The sequence below is a fragment of the Nonomuraea antimicrobica genome (assembly GCF_039536965.1).
Taxonomy (GTDB): Bacteria; Actinomycetota; Actinomycetes; order Streptosporangiales; family Streptosporangiaceae; genus Nonomuraea; species Nonomuraea antimicrobica.
The window spans coordinates 96,393-109,296 of record NZ_BAAAZP010000003.1 but is presented as its reverse complement, the minus strand read 5'-3'; the positions used below and the strand labels follow the sequence as shown (position 1 = coordinate 109,296).

The window sequence follows — 12,904 nt, the reverse complement described above, 5'->3', positions numbered from 1 at the left end:
GAGCCGTCCTCAGCCCTCCCCGGGGGCGAGGGCGGCACGCAGGCGGTCGAGTGACGGCAGCCCGTGCTCGGGCCCCGCGACGAGGACGCGGCACCCCGCCGCCGTGGCCGCCGCGATCCCCGCCGGGCTGTCCTCGACGGCCACGCATCGCGACGGCGCGGCCCCGAGGCGGCGCGCCGCCTCCAGGTACGGGTCCGGCCACGGCTTGCCCCGCTCGGTGTCCTCGTTCGCGATCACGAGGTCGAAGGCGTGTCCCAGCCGGGGCAGCACCAGCTCGACGACGCTCCGGGGCGAGGCGGTGACCAGGGCGGTCGGGATGGCGGCGGCGGCCAGGCCGGACAGCAGCTCCGGCGCGCCGGGCACGATCGTCAGCTCACGCGCGACCCGGTCGGCGAAGGCGCCGGCCAAGGGCTCGGTGAGGCGGGGCTCGCCCAGGTGGCGGGCCACGTCCTCGATCGTGCGGCCGTGGACGTACGGGACGTCCTCACCGGTCAGCGGACGCCCGGCGACGGACTCGACCGCCTGCCACCACAACCCCTCGGTGTCCACGAGGGTGCCGTCCATGTCCAGCAGGACGGCGGCCGGGTCAGAGCGCATCGGCCGCCACGACCGGGGCGGGGACCGTGACCGTGCGGGCCGCGACCAGTACGGGCCGTTCGACGAGGCGCACCGCGACGCGCGTGCCAGGGCCGAGCCGGGCGGCCTCGTGCCCGGGTACGTCGGCGAGCACCTCCCCGCCCTCCACCGAGAGCCGCAGCCGTACGGAGGCGCCGCGGAAGGACGCGGCCAGCACCTCGGCGGCCCCTTCCGTGGACGGCGTGACCTGGACGGCCTCCGGACGGACCAGTACGTCCACGGACGGATCCGCGGGAGCCGGGCCGTCCAGCGGCAGGAGCTGACCCAGCACCGTGACCCGGTCGCCGGACACGCGCCCGGCGAGGTGGTTCATGGTGCCGACGAACTCGGCGACGAACGGCGTGGCCGGGCGGTCGTACACCTCGGCGGGCGCCCCGACCTGCTCCAGCCGCCCGTCGCGCAGCACGGCCACCCGGTCGGCGACCGACAGGGCCTCCTCCTGGTCGTGGGTCACGAAGATGGTGGTGATGCCCAGGTCGAGCTGGAGCCGGCGGATCTCCTCGCGCAGCGTCACGCGTACCTTGGCGTCCAGCGCCGACAGCGGCTCGTCGAGCAGCAGGACGCTCGGCTCCAGGGCGAGCGCGCGGGCCAGAGCGACGCGCTGCTGCTGACCGCCGGAGAGCTGGTGCGGGTAGCGGTCGGCGTGGGAGGGCAGGCCGACGAGTTCGAGGAGTTCGTCCGCCTTGGCCCGTCTGGTGGCGACCGGCACCTTGCGGACGCGCAGGCCGAAGGCGACGTTGTCGCGGGCGTTCAGGTTGGGGAAGAGGGAGTACGACTGGAAGACCATGCCCGCGTCCCGTTTGTTGGCCGGGACGTCGGTGACGTCTTTGCCGTCGACCAGCACGGCGCCCGAGTCGGGCCGCTCGAACCCGGCCACGCACCGCAGCGCCGTCGTCTTGCCGCAGCCCGAGGGGCCCAGCAGGGCCACGAACTCGCCGGGCGCGACGACGAGGTCGAGACCGTCCAGCGCGACCGTCCTGCCGAACGTCCGCCGCAGCGCGCGGAACTCCACCGATGCGGTCATTTCCCCTTCTCCTTACGCGACGTACGCGATTTACGCGACGTAGTACGCGATGAACGCGGCTCACGCGACTTGCGTGACCTGCCGAAAACGGTGGACACGGCGAGCAGCAGCACCCAGATCAACAGCAGGCTGAGGATCGACACCGCGACCGAGAGCTGCCCCTTGGAGCCCGAGACGGTCACGATCCACACCGCGAACGGCTCGTACCCGAGCAGGGAGGCCACGGTGTACTCGCCCAGCACCAGCGCCAACGTCAGGAACGACGCGCTGGCCAGGGCCGAACGCAGGTTGGGCACGATCACCCGCGCCAGCACGTACGGCCACGAGGCCCCCAGACTGCGGGCCGCCTCCACCAGCGTGCGCACGTCCATGGTGCGCAGCCCGGCGTCCAGCGACCGGTACACGAACGGCAGCACCAGCACCACGTACGCCAGCACCAGCACCACGGGGAACGCCGGATCCTGCACGGCGATCAGCGTGGCCCAGAACGGCGTGGGCGCGAGCACCTCGGTGCCGTCGCGCAGCGACGTGCCGATCCCCGCCACGAACGTGATCGGCGGCACCACCAGCGGCAACGTGCACAGCACCTCCATCACGGGCCCCAGCCGCGGCGCGAACAGCCGTACGGCCAGCATGGCGGGCAGCGCCAGCAGCAGCACGAGCACGATCGTGGCCAGCGCCAGCCCGAGCGAGAGCGACAGCGACCGGACGAACCCGTCGGCCGTGAGCAACTCGCCGTACGCCGAGAAGGACACCCCGGCGCCGGGCGTGTGCACGGTGTACCAGAACGAGGTGCCCAGCGGGACCAGGAAGTAGATCCCGGCCGTCAGGAACACCAGGCCGCGCCACCACGCCCGCGGTCGCCGCGCCTCGGCGCCCGAGACGCGTTCCAGGCCGGTCAGTGCAGCCATCGGGAGGTCCTCCTCTGCAGCGGCAGGTAGACCGCCATCACCAGTCCCGCCACGACGACCATGTCCAGGCTGAGGGCCAGCGCGATGTTCTCGTAGCCGACCAGCACGTCCCCGGTCAGCGCGCTGGCGATCTTCAGCGTGACGAGCGGGACGACGGTGCCGACCATGGCGTTGGCGGTGGCGTACGCGGAGAAGGAGGCGCCGAACAGCAGCACGATCCCGCCCAGCATGGCCGGGGCCAGCACGGGCAGCGCCACGAAGCGCCAGTAGTGCCAGGCCGTGGCCCCGCTGTTGGCGGCCGCCTCGCGCCACTGCGGGCGCAGCCCGTCCAGCGCGGGCGCCATGGCCAGCACCATCAGCGGGACCGCGAAGTACAGGTACACCACGGCCAGCCCCCAGAACGTGTACAGGGCGCCGGAGGGCAGTCCCAGCAGGCCGCTGATCACGCCGGAGTTGCCGAGCGTGGCGATCCAGAAGAACGCCAGCGGCACCCCGCCGAAGTTGGCCAGCACGCCGGACGCGGTCAGCACGGCCTCGCGCAGCAGCGTGGAGCGGGAGGTGACGACCGCGTGGGCGAGGAACGTGCCCAGGACGGCCGCCAGCAGCGCCACCACGGCCGACAGGCGCACGCTGCCGATCATGGCGGTGAGGTAGCCGCCCTGAAGGCTCTGCGTCAGGTTGGCCAGGCTCGGCCGTCCCTGCGCCGTGAACGCCCCCGCCACCAGCGCGATGGCGGGGACGCCGAACACGAGCGCGAAGAACGCCAGCAGCGGGAGCGTGCCGAGCCAGCCCTTCGAGCGGGGCCGGCTCATCCCGAGATCGCGGCGTCCCAGCCGGCGGCCAGCTTGGCCTTGGCCGCGTCCACCTGCTCGGTCGTCGGGAACGTGGGCGTGCCGTCCACCGCGGGCAGCTTGTCGGCCAGCGCCTGGTCCACGGTGCCGTCGGTGGTCATCGCGGGCAGCAGGACGGGGCGGGCGAAGCCCTTGAGGTAGAGGTTCTGGCCCTCGGGGCTGTAGAGGTACTCCTGCCACAGGCGGGCGGCGGCCGGGTGGGGGGCGTCCTTGTTGATGGCCTGGGCGTACATCTGGAAGTACGCGCCGTCGGAGGGCACGTTCACCTTCCAGTCGATGCCCTTGGCCGTCATCTGGGGCGCGTAGGCGGCGTTGTTGTAGTCCCAGTCGATGCTGATCTTGGTCTCGCCCTTCTCGATGGTCGCGGGCGTGGTCTCGACCGGGTTGTAGTTGCCGGCGGCCTTGAGCTTCTTGAAGAACTCGATGCCGGGCTGGATGTCGTCGAAGGAGCCGCCGTTGGCGATGGCGGCCGCGTACACGCCGGCGAAGGCCGAGCCCGACTTGGTCGGGTTGCCGTTCATCGCGACCTGTCCCTTGTACTCGGGCTTGAGCAGGTCGGCGAAGCTCGTCGGGCAGGTCTTGATCTGCTTGGCGTCGCAGCCGATGGAGACGTAGCCGCCGTAGTCGTTGACCCAGAGCCCGGTCGCCTCCTTCTGGCCCTCGGGGATCTTGTCGAACGCCTGCACCTTGTACGGCGCGAACAGCCCCTCCTGGGCCCCGCTGATCGCGAACGACTGGCCCAGGTCGAGCACGTCGGGGGCGCGGTCCTGGCCCTTGCGGGTCTTGACGGCGTTGATCTCGTCGGCGCTGGCCGCGTCGGGCGTCTCGCTCTCGATCTTGATGCCGTACTTGGCCTGGAACTTCTCGATGATCTCGCCGTAGTTGGCCCAGTCGGGCGGGAGCGCGATGACGTGCAGGTTGCCCTCCTTCTTGGCCGCTTCGACCAGCTTGTCGAGCCCGCCGAAGTCGGCGGCGGAGGTGGCGGTGGCCGCGTTCACCCCGCCTTGGGACGCCTGGGTGGTCTGCTGGGTGCTCGGTGCGGCGCCGCACGCCGCGGTGACTACGGTTAGGGCTGCGACAACTCCGGCCGCACGGGCGAGAGGTGCGAACACGACGCCTCCACCTTCCAGGAGATTTAGCAAGAACGTCAGGAAACTTGTCCAAACAAGCGAGCCCAGTAAGTCGTATGAATATTGCTCTTTCGTGAATTGGGATGGTCGGGGATGGTTGCGCGTTATGAACGGATCGCGGATGAGCTGCGGGAGGAGATCCTCGCCGGCGTCCATCCGGTCGGCTCCCAGCTCCCCAGCGAGGCGGAGCTGGCCGAGCGGCACGCCGCCGCCCGCGGCACGGTCCGCCAGGCGGTGGCGGTGCTGGCCGCCGAGGGGCTGGTCGGCTCCCGGCAGGGCGCCCGGCGCATCGTGCTCGGCAGGGCGCGCAGCCAGAGCTTCGCCGAGCTGCACAGCTTCGCCCAGTGGGCCCGCGCGAACGGCTACCGCTACGGCGGCCAGGTGATCGGCCAGCGCCGCCGGCCGGCGAGCGCCGCCGAGTTCGCCAGGCTCGCCTCTGAGGAGGTGCTGGAGGTGCTGCGCCTGCGCTCCCTGGAGGACGAGCCCGTCCTCGTGGAACGCACGGTCTACGCGAGCTGGGTCGCCCCCGCCGTCGAGAAGCTGCCCGCCGACTGCGAGTCGGTCACCGAGGCGCTGTACGAGTCGATCGGCCTGGTGTTCGCCTACGGGGAGCACCTCATCGACGCGGTGCCCGCCGGGGCCCAGGACGCCCGCCTGCTGAGGGTGCGCCGGGGCAGCCCGCTCCTGCGCCAGAGACGGGTGACGACCACCCACGAAGGCCGTCCCGTGGAGTCGTCGGACGATCGTTACCGCGCAGGCAGCGTGGCCTTCAGCATCCGCAACTCGATCGGCGCGAACCCCCTTGTGCGGCAGGCCGGCGACTTGCGTTTCGGGCCGGGAGAACATATGTTCGAGTCGTAAGCGCCCGTCTTCCCCCGGGTGGCTCAGCACAGGCACCAGAGCCGCGGGGAGAAGCGATCTTGAGCAGACTCTATGGCGATCCGATCGAGGTGTGGACCAGAGACGGGGAGCCGACCCAGTTCGTCTGGCGCGACCGCCTCTATCTCGTCCGCCGGGTCCTCGACCACTGGGTGGTCGCCCGGGAGTGGTGGAAGACCGGCGAGGGCGATCCGGGCGAGCGCCAGTTCTGGCGGGTGGAGGCCAGCCCGGGGCGCGAGGCGGGCTCCTACGAGCTGCGTTACGACACCGCCGGCAACGGCTGGCTGCTGCTGAGGGCGTGGGACTGATGGCGCCCCCGTTCCCGCACCTGAACGTGAGCTCCGCCTACTCCATGCGCTACGGCACCGCCTTCCCGCGAGCCCTGGTGAGCCGGGCGGTGGAGCACGGCATGGACATCCTGGCCCTCACCGACCGCGACGGCCTCTACGGCGCCGTCAAGCACGCCCAGGCGTGCGCGGAGGCCGGCGTCGCGCCGGTGCTCGGCGTGAACCTGGCGCTCGACGTCCCCGCCTCGGCCTTCACCCCGGTGCCGGGCATCCGCGCGCCGCGTCCCCGCACCGGGCCCGACGCGGAGGACCGCGTCACGGTGCTGGCCCGCGTCAAGGGCTGGTCCCGCCTGTGCCGCCTGGTCACGGCCGCGCACCACACGGGAGAGCGCGGCGCGCCCAAGGTGACCCGCGAGCTGGTCGGCGAGTGGGCCGGGGGCCCCGGCGGCTATCACGGGTTCGGCGCGGACGACGGGCTCGTGGTGCTGCTCGGCCCCAGGTCCGACGTCGGCCGCGCAGTGGCCGCGCGGCGCGACGAGCACGCCAGGACGCTGCTGGGCCTGTGGCGCGCCGCGGTGCCGGGCGTGGTGGTCGAGCTGGTCGACCAGTACGGCTTCCGCGACGCCACCACCGCCGTGCGCATGCTCGCCCTGGCCGAGTCGATGGGCGTGCCCGCCGTGCTGACCAACGCGGTGCGCTACCTCGACCCGGCCGACCACCAGGTGGGCGACGTGCTCGACGCGGCCCGCCAGCTCGTCCCGCTGCACCCGCGTCACCTGGAGCGCACGACCTCCCACGCCTACCTCAAGGGCGTCAAGGAGATGCGGCAGGTCGCGGCCAAGGTGTGCGCAGGAGACCAGGAGCGGGTGGCGCGGCTGCTGTTCACCACCAGGCGGCTGGCGGAGGCGTGCTCGATGGACCCGCTCGACCTGCTCGCGCTGCGCAACGACCCGCCCGCGCTGCACCTGCCGGAGATCGGCGGCGACCCGGTGCCGCTGCTGCGCGGCCGGGTCGAGGACGGCCTGTTCAGGCGCGGCCTCGACCGCTCCGGCGAGGCCAGGCGGCGCCTCGCGGACGAGCTGGCGATCATCGAACGCAAGCGACTGTCCGGATACTTCATCGCCGTGGCCGGCATCACCGACATGATCCGCGACATGGGCATCCGCTGCGCCATCCGCGGCTCGGGCGCCGGCAGCCTGGTCAACTACCTCATCGGCATCGGCGAGGTGAACCCGATCGACCACGGCCTGCTCATGGAGCGGTTCCTGTCCGAGGGCCGCATCGGGCTGCCCGACATCGACGTGGACGTCGAGTCGGCCCGCCGTCTCGACTGCTACCAGGCCATCTTCGAGCGCTACGGCGAGTCCCGCGTGGCCTGCGTGTCCATGATGGAGACCTACCGGGCGCGCAGCGCCATCCGCGACGTCGCCGGGGCGATGGGCCTGCCGCCGCACGAGATCGACGCGATCGCCAAGGCGTTCCCGCACATCAGGGCCAGGCAGATCACCGCCTCCCTGGAAGACCTGCCCGAGCTGCGCGAGAGCCGGCTCGGCGAGGCGGGGCTCGACCGGGTGTTCCGGCTGGCGGAGAAGCTCGACGGGCTGCCCAGGCACATCGCGCTGCACCCGTGCGGCGTGCTGATCGGCAACGCGGGGCTGCGCGACCGTACGCCGGTGGAGCGCAGCCTGCTGGAGTTCCCGATGTCGCAGTTCGACAAGGACGACGTGGAGGAGGCCGGGCTGCTCAAGCTCGACGTGCTGGGCGTGCGGATGCAGTCGGCCATGGCGTACGCGCTGAGCGAGATCAAGCGCGTGGACGACGTCGTGGTCGAGCTCGACACCCAGCACGGCGACAGCCCCGGCGACGAGCCCAGGGAGGAGTCCGGCGTCCAGTACGTCCCCCACGACGACCAGGACACCTACGACATGATCTGCGCCTCCCGCACCCTCGGCTGCTTCCAGATCGAGTCGCCGGGCCAGCGCGAGCTGGTGGCCAAACTGGAGCCGCGCAGGATGCACGACCTGATCGTGGACATCTCGCTGTTCCGGCCGGGGCCGGTCAACTCCGACATGGTCACCCCCTACCTGGAGGCCAGGCACGGGTGGCGGCAGCCGTACTACCCGCACGAGAGGCTGCGCGAGGCGCTGAAGGAGACGCACGGCGTCGTGGTCTTCCACGAGCAGGTGCTGAAGATCATCGCGGTGATGACCGGGCGCGACCTGTCGTTCGCTGAGAAGCTGCGGCGCACGCTCGACACGCCGGAGGGGCGCGAGCGGGTGCGCAAGACGTTCGTCCCGATGGCCAAGGCGGGCGGCTTCGACGACGCGGCCGTGGAGCGGGCCTGGCAGGTGCTGGACGCGTTCGGCGCGTTCGGGTTCTGCAAGGCGCACGCGGCGGCGTTCGCGCTGCCCACGTACCAGTCGGCCTGGCTCAAGCGGCACCACGCGGCGGCGTTCTTCGCGGGGGTGCTCACGCACGAGCCGGGCATGTACCCGCCGCGGGTCATCATCGACGAGGCCAGGCAGTGCGGGGTGAAGATCCTGCCCCTCGACATCAACAGGTCGGGCAAGGACTGGCGGGTCGAGCGGCTCGGGCCTCGCGTCCAGGTACGGGTGCGGCCGTCGGCTCTGGAGGGCGGCGGCTCCCGCGTGCGCAAGGAGTTCCGGATCGGGGACATCGGCAAGGGGTACGCGCTGCGGGTGCCGTTCTCGGCGATCAAGGGGGTGAGCGAGGCCGAGGTCGAGCGCATGGTGGCCGGGCAGCCGTACACGTCGCTGGCCGACTTCTGGGACCGCGCCCGGCCCTCGCGGCCCACGATCGAGCGGATCGTCCAGGTCGGCGGCCTCGACGCGCTGCACGACCTGCACCCGGGCGGGCCGCGCTGGCGGCCGGGCGAGCTGACCCGACGCGACCTGATCGCCCAGGTGGGCGTGCTCGACCGGACCTCGGCGATCGGCGTGCGGACCGGCCCGCGCAAGTCGAGGCGTTACCGCCCGCACCTGGACCTGACCTCCCAGACCGTGGCTCCCCCGGCGGTGCAGCTCCCGCTGGGGTTCGGCGAGAGACTCCCGCCGGGGGAGTTGCCCGAGATGACCGAGACGGAGATGGTCGAGGCCGAGCTGGAGATCCTCGGCATCGACGTCAGCCGCCACGTCATCAGCTTCCACGACGACCTGCTCGACGCGCTCGGGGTGGTACGTTCCAGAGATCTGCTCGCCCAGCGCAACGGGGCGCAGATCCTGGTGGCGGGGGTCAAGGTGGCGACCCAGACCCCGGCCGTGCGCTCGGGCCAGCGCGTCATCTTCACCACGCTCGACGACTCGACGGGGCCGATCGACCTGACGTTCTTCGAGTCGGTGCAGGGGCGGTGCGCGTCGGTCGTGTTCGGCTCGTGGCTCGTGCTGGCCAGGGGGGTGGTCCGGCGCACGGGGGCGCGGGCGGTGTCGATGCGGGCGGTCGACTGCTGGAACCTGGCCGACCTCGACGCGCTCTGGCGCTCCCAGGGCATCGAGGCGGTGCGCGCCGTCATCGACCGGGCCCCGGAGGAGCTGGCGGGCGTCGGGGGCAACAAGATCGAGTACGCCAACGGCTTCCGCCTCTCGCCCTACTCCGACCTCGGCCCGGCCATCGCGGCCAACCCGCCCAGGCGGCTCTGGCACGCCAGCCCCGGCAGCTCGGGCCCCACCGCGGCCTGATCACGACCGCGGCCGGGCGGGATCAGCTCGTACGGCCGATCGGGGTGGAGCCGTGGGCCCGCGGCGGCGGGGCGGGCGAGAAGGCGTGCACGGTGCCCGGCTCGGTGGCACGAGCCGACCGGGCCAGCCGCTGCAGCCGCGTCAGCTCGCGTACGGTGGCCGCGCACAGCAGCGCCGCCACCGCCGCGCAGGCCAGCTCCACCAGCCCCACCCCGGTCAGGTCGCCGGCGGAGGAGTCGAGCGCCAGCCGGATCGTCACCAGCGCGAGCGCGGTCAGCCAGCTCAGCCACCATCCGGCCAGCAGCGCCAGCCACCGGCCGCGCCGCCCCGCGGGCGGCCGGGTGCCGCGCCACACCTCGTCGACCAGCACCACCGGGGCGACCAGGTTGACGCCGGGCAGCAGCCAGGCCGCCGCCACCGGCCCCGTCGCGGCCGAACGGTCGTTGGCCCGCCTGGCGCGCACCAGCCAGGTCACGTAGGCCGCCGCGGCGGCGATCGTGGTGCCCGCCACCAGCATCATCAGCACGGCGAACACGGTCACCGCGCCGACCACCGCCTCCGCGTCGGCCCCCTCGGGACGCCCGCCGAACGCGGCGAGCCGGGCGGCGAGGTCGCGCCCGCGAGCCAGCTCGAAGAGCACGAGAGCGCCGAGGGAGACGACCTGAGCGGTCAGCGTCACGTAGACGGCAGAGGCGGCTCTGGTCGGCGATGCCTGGGTGTAGCGCACGTTGATCTCCCCCCGGGCCATGCGCTGAGGTTCTGATTCACTTGTATCCCGGGATCCCCGCTGTTAATCAGCTCACCACGCCGGATTCCCACGCCCACGCCGCGATTCCCACTCGATTGCGGACACCGAGTTTGGCCTGGATGCTCCCGAGGTGTGTCTTCACGGTGGAAAGCGACACGAACAGCTCCGCGGCCACCTCCTTGTTCGTCCGCCCCCTGGCCACCAGCCTCACGACGTCCAGCTCCCGATCGGTCAGCGGGTCGTCGGCCGGGAGCGCGACCCTGCGGGGCCCGGCCAGGTGCTGCAGCAGCCGTACGGTCACCGACGGCGACACCAGCGCGTCGCCCGCCGCGGCGGCCCTGACCGCCTCGATCAGCAGCGTGGGCCCGCTGTCCTTGAGCAGGAAGCCGGTGGCCCCGGCGCGCAGGGCTCCGTAGACGTACTCGTCCAGGTCGAAGGTGGTGACGATGACCACCCGCAGCGGGTTCTCCACGCCGGGGCCGGCCAGCACGCGGGTGACCTCCAGCCCGTCGAGCTTGGGCATCCTGATGTCGAGCAGGCACACGTCCGGACGCAGCCGCCTGGCCTCCGACACGGCCTCCGCCCCGTCCGCGACCGCGGCCACCACCTCCATGTCCGGTTGAGCGTCCAAAATCATCTGGAAGCCGGTACGCACCAGTTGCTGGTCGTCGGCGATGAGCACCCGAATAGTCACAGCCCAACTCTAAGGATCGGCCGTTCGGCCGAGGCGGTTATGGACGCACGGCCGATACCCGGGCACCGCGCTCCCGACAGGCTGTACGCCATGAACGACGTGCTTGTTGGACGAGCCCTGGCCAAGAGGTTCGGGCAGACGGTCGCCCTCGGCGGCGTGGACATCGCGGTACGGGCCGGCGAAGCCGTGGCGATCATGGGCCCGAGCGGTTCAGGCAAGTCGACCCTCCTGCACTGCCTGGCCGGGATCATGAAGCCGGACGCGGGCGAGGTGCACCTGCTCGGCCAGCGCATCGACGCGATGGGGGAGCGGCAGCGCAGCGCACTGCGCCGTACCAGGTTCGGCTTCGTCTTCCAGTTCGGCCAGCTCCTGCCCGAGCTGCCCGCCGAGGAGAACGTGGCGCTCCCGCTCATGCTGGGCGGGGTGCCGAGGAGCCAGGCGGTACGTCAGGCCCGCGAGTGGTTCGGCCCGCTCGGCCTGCAGAGCATGGAGACCCGGCGGCCGGGCGAGCTGTCCGGCGGCCAGGCGCAGCGGGTGGCCATCGCGCGGGCGCTGGTGAGCAAGCCGGCCGTGGTCTTCGCGGACGAGCCCACCGGGGCCCTCGACCAGCAGACCGGGCAGGAGACGATGCGGCTGCTGGTGGCGGCGACCAAGCACAACGACGCCTGCCTCATCGTGGTCACCCACGACCCGAACGTGGCCGCCTGGTGCGACCGCACCGTGGAGGTCCGCGACGGCCGGCTCCTGGCGAGCGGGGCACTGGCGTGAACCTCGACCTGACCTGGCGCCTGCTCAGGGGCGGCGGCCGCAGGGGGATGCTCGGCACCTGGCTCACCCTGGGCGCGGTGGCCGTGGCCACGGCGCTGCTGTTGTTCGCGGTGGCCGCGAACTTCGCCTTCCAGGCCAGGGCCGAGCGCGGCGCCTGGCGCAACCCGGTCCCCGCCACCACCGGCGCGGTGGCGATCGAGGCGTCGCGCTACGACTTCGTCCGCGACCAGGAGATCACCGTCGTCGACCTGGCCGCGCTACCGGGCAGGTCCCCGGCGCCGCCGCCCGGCCTGCCCCGCTTCCCCGGGCCCGGCGAGGTCTGGCTGTCGCCCGCCCTGGCCGCCCTGGCCGAGGACCTGCCGCCGAACGAACTCGCCGCCCGCTACCCGGGCCAGGCCGGCGTGCTCGGCGACGAGGCGCTCGTGCACCCGGACGAGCTGGTCGCGGTCGTCGGCCACGAGCCGGACGCCCCCGCGGTGACGGCGGAACGCGTCCACGACTGGATCATCGCCAAGCCGCCCGCCAGGGTCGCGAGCCTGGCCGGGACGCCGAGCGAGGACGCCGAGGCGTACCAGGTGCTCTCGCTCATCGCCAGTGTGCTCATGGTGGTGCCGCTGCTGGTCTTCGGCGGGGCGGCGGCCCGGCTCACGGTGGCCCGGCGTGACCAGCGGCTGGCCGCGCTGCGGCTGGTCGGGGCGAGCCCGGGTCAGGTGGTCGCGATGACCGTGGCCGAGGCGGTGATCGTCGCGCTGGCCGGCGCGCTCACCGGGGCCGTGGCCTTCGCCCTGGCCGTGCCGCTGCTGGCCGGGATCGAGATGCAGGGCGGGCCGTGGTTCGTCGCGGACCTGTTCCCTGGGCCGCTCGTCCTGGCGGGGGTGCTGGTCGCGGTGCCGCTGCTGGTGGGGCTGTCGGCGGTGGCGGGGCTGCGGCGGGTGGTGGTCAGCCCGCTCGGCGTGGCCAGGCGGGAGACGCCGCCCGGCCTGCGGTTCGTACGGGTGCTCGCCCTGCTGGCGGTGCTGGCCGCGTTCCCGCTGCTGACCAGGGGCACCAGCGTCGCGGTCGTCGCGGTGGCGCTGGCCCTGGCGTTCCTGTGCGTCAACCTGGCCGGCCCGTGGGTGGTCGGCGTGATCGGCCGGATCGCGGCGAGGAGCGCTCGCGGGCCCGCCCGGCTGCTCGCCGCCCGCCGCCTCGTGGACGACCCGCGCTCGGCCTGGCGCACGGTGAGCGGTGTGGCGCTGACCGGCTTCGTGGCGGGCTTCCTCGGCCTGCTCAGCCCGGCGG

At 72.7% G+C, this 12,904-nt stretch carries 12 protein-coding genes; 5 read left to right on the top strand and 7 right to left on the bottom strand.

The window, feature by feature from the left end:
- Positions 1-9: 9 nt before the first annotated feature.
- From ABD844_RS00575 to ABD844_RS00555, 5 genes are read right to left on the bottom strand one after another with little or no spacing between them, the layout of a single operon-like run.
- Entirely contained in the window at positions 10-597 is a 588-nt protein-coding gene (locus ABD844_RS00575; RefSeq protein ID WP_344871748.1) for an HAD family hydrolase, read from the bottom strand.
- The gene (locus ABD844_RS00570; RefSeq protein ID WP_344871746.1) at positions 587-1,660 is read right to left on the bottom strand and encodes an ABC transporter ATP-binding protein; all 1,074 of its coding nucleotides are present in this window, start codon (positions 1,658-1,660) and stop codon (positions 587-589) included. Before ABD844_RS00570 ends, ABD844_RS00575 begins: the two co-directional genes overlap by 11 nt.
- Entirely contained in the window at positions 1,657-2,571 is a 915-nt protein-coding gene (locus tag ABD844_RS00565) for an ABC transporter permease (RefSeq protein ID WP_344871744.1), read from the bottom strand. Before ABD844_RS00565 ends, ABD844_RS00570 begins: the two co-directional genes overlap by 4 nt.
- A complete protein-coding gene (locus tag ABD844_RS00560) occupies positions 2,559-3,383 on the bottom strand; it encodes an ABC transporter permease (RefSeq protein WP_344871742.1) in 825 nt (274 codons plus the stop codon). The genes ABD844_RS00565 and ABD844_RS00560 overlap by 13 nt, the downstream gene beginning before the upstream one ends.
- On the bottom strand, positions 3,380-4,534 hold the full coding sequence (locus ABD844_RS00555; protein WP_344871740.1) for an ABC transporter substrate-binding protein: 1,155 nt from the start codon (positions 4,532-4,534) through the stop codon (positions 3,380-3,382). The genes ABD844_RS00560 and ABD844_RS00555 overlap by 4 nt, the downstream gene beginning before the upstream one ends.
- Positions 4,535-4,645: 111 nt before the next feature.
- Here ABD844_RS00555 and ABD844_RS00550 point away from each other — a divergent pair, with 111 nt between their 5' ends.
- The 3 genes from ABD844_RS00550 to ABD844_RS00540 are packed head-to-tail and all read left to right on the top strand — an operon-like array spanning position 4,646 to position 9,413.
- A complete protein-coding gene (locus ABD844_RS00550) occupies positions 4,646-5,413 on the top strand; it encodes a GntR family transcriptional regulator (RefSeq protein ID WP_344871738.1) in 768 nt (255 codons plus the stop codon).
- A gap of 59 nt (positions 5,414-5,472) precedes the next feature.
- Entirely contained in the window at positions 5,473-5,739 is a 267-nt protein-coding gene (locus ABD844_RS00545; protein WP_344871736.1) for a DUF6504 family protein, read from the top strand.
- Entirely contained in the window at positions 5,739-9,413 is a 3,675-nt protein-coding gene (locus tag ABD844_RS00540; RefSeq protein WP_344871735.1) for a DNA polymerase III subunit alpha, read from the top strand. The genes ABD844_RS00545 and ABD844_RS00540 overlap by 1 nt, the downstream gene beginning before the upstream one ends.
- Positions 9,414-9,435: 22 nt before the next feature.
- Here the strand turns inward: ABD844_RS00540 and ABD844_RS00535 are convergent, their stop codons facing one another.
- Positions 9,436-10,161, bottom strand: a complete 726-nt coding sequence (locus tag ABD844_RS00535; RefSeq protein WP_344871733.1) for a DUF4328 domain-containing protein — start codon at positions 10,159-10,161, stop codon at positions 9,436-9,438.
- A gap of 46 nt (positions 10,162-10,207) precedes the next feature.
- On the bottom strand, positions 10,208-10,855 hold the full coding sequence (locus ABD844_RS00530; RefSeq protein WP_344871731.1) for a response regulator: 648 nt from the start codon (positions 10,853-10,855) through the stop codon (positions 10,208-10,210).
- Positions 10,856-10,945: 90 nt separating this feature from the next.
- On the opposite strand from ABD844_RS00530, the gene ABD844_RS00525 reads away from it, so the two are divergent.
- Positions 10,946-11,623 (top strand): ABC transporter ATP-binding protein, encoded by a 678-nt coding sequence (locus tag ABD844_RS00525; RefSeq protein ID WP_344871729.1) that lies wholly within the window; start codon positions 10,946-10,948, stop codon positions 11,621-11,623.
- Positions 11,620-12,904, top strand: a 1,285-nt coding sequence (locus ABD844_RS00520) for an FtsX-like permease family protein (protein ID WP_344871727.1), incomplete at its 3' end; no start/stop codon positions are given. The genes ABD844_RS00525 and ABD844_RS00520, both read left to right, overlap by 4 nt.

Coding starts and splice junctions, on each gene's coding strand:
- ABD844_RS00575 (WP_344871748.1), bottom strand. CDS start 597: ATGCGCTCTGACCCGGCCGCCGTCCTGCTGGACATGGACGGCACCCTC.
- ABD844_RS00570 (WP_344871746.1), bottom strand. CDS start 1,660: ATGACCGCATCGGTGGAGTTCCGCGCGCTGCGGCGGACGTTCGGCAGG.
- ABD844_RS00565 (WP_344871744.1), bottom strand. CDS start 2,571: ATGGCTGCACTGACCGGCCTGGAACGCGTCTCGGGCGCCGAGGCGCGG.
- ABD844_RS00560 (WP_344871742.1), bottom strand. CDS start 3,383: ATGAGCCGGCCCCGCTCGAAGGGCTGGCTCGGCACGCTCCCGCTGCTG.
- ABD844_RS00550 (WP_344871738.1), top strand. CDS start 4,646: ATGGTTGCGCGTTATGAACGGATCGCGGATGAGCTGCGGGAGGAGATC.
- ABD844_RS00540 (WP_344871735.1), top strand. CDS start 5,739: ATGGCGCCCCCGTTCCCGCACCTGAACGTGAGCTCCGCCTACTCCATG.
- ABD844_RS00535 (WP_344871733.1), bottom strand. CDS start 10,161: ATGGCCCGGGGGGAGATCAACGTGCGCTACACCCAGGCATCGCCGACC.
- ABD844_RS00525 (WP_344871729.1), top strand. CDS start 10,946: ATGAACGACGTGCTTGTTGGACGAGCCCTGGCCAAGAGGTTCGGGCAG.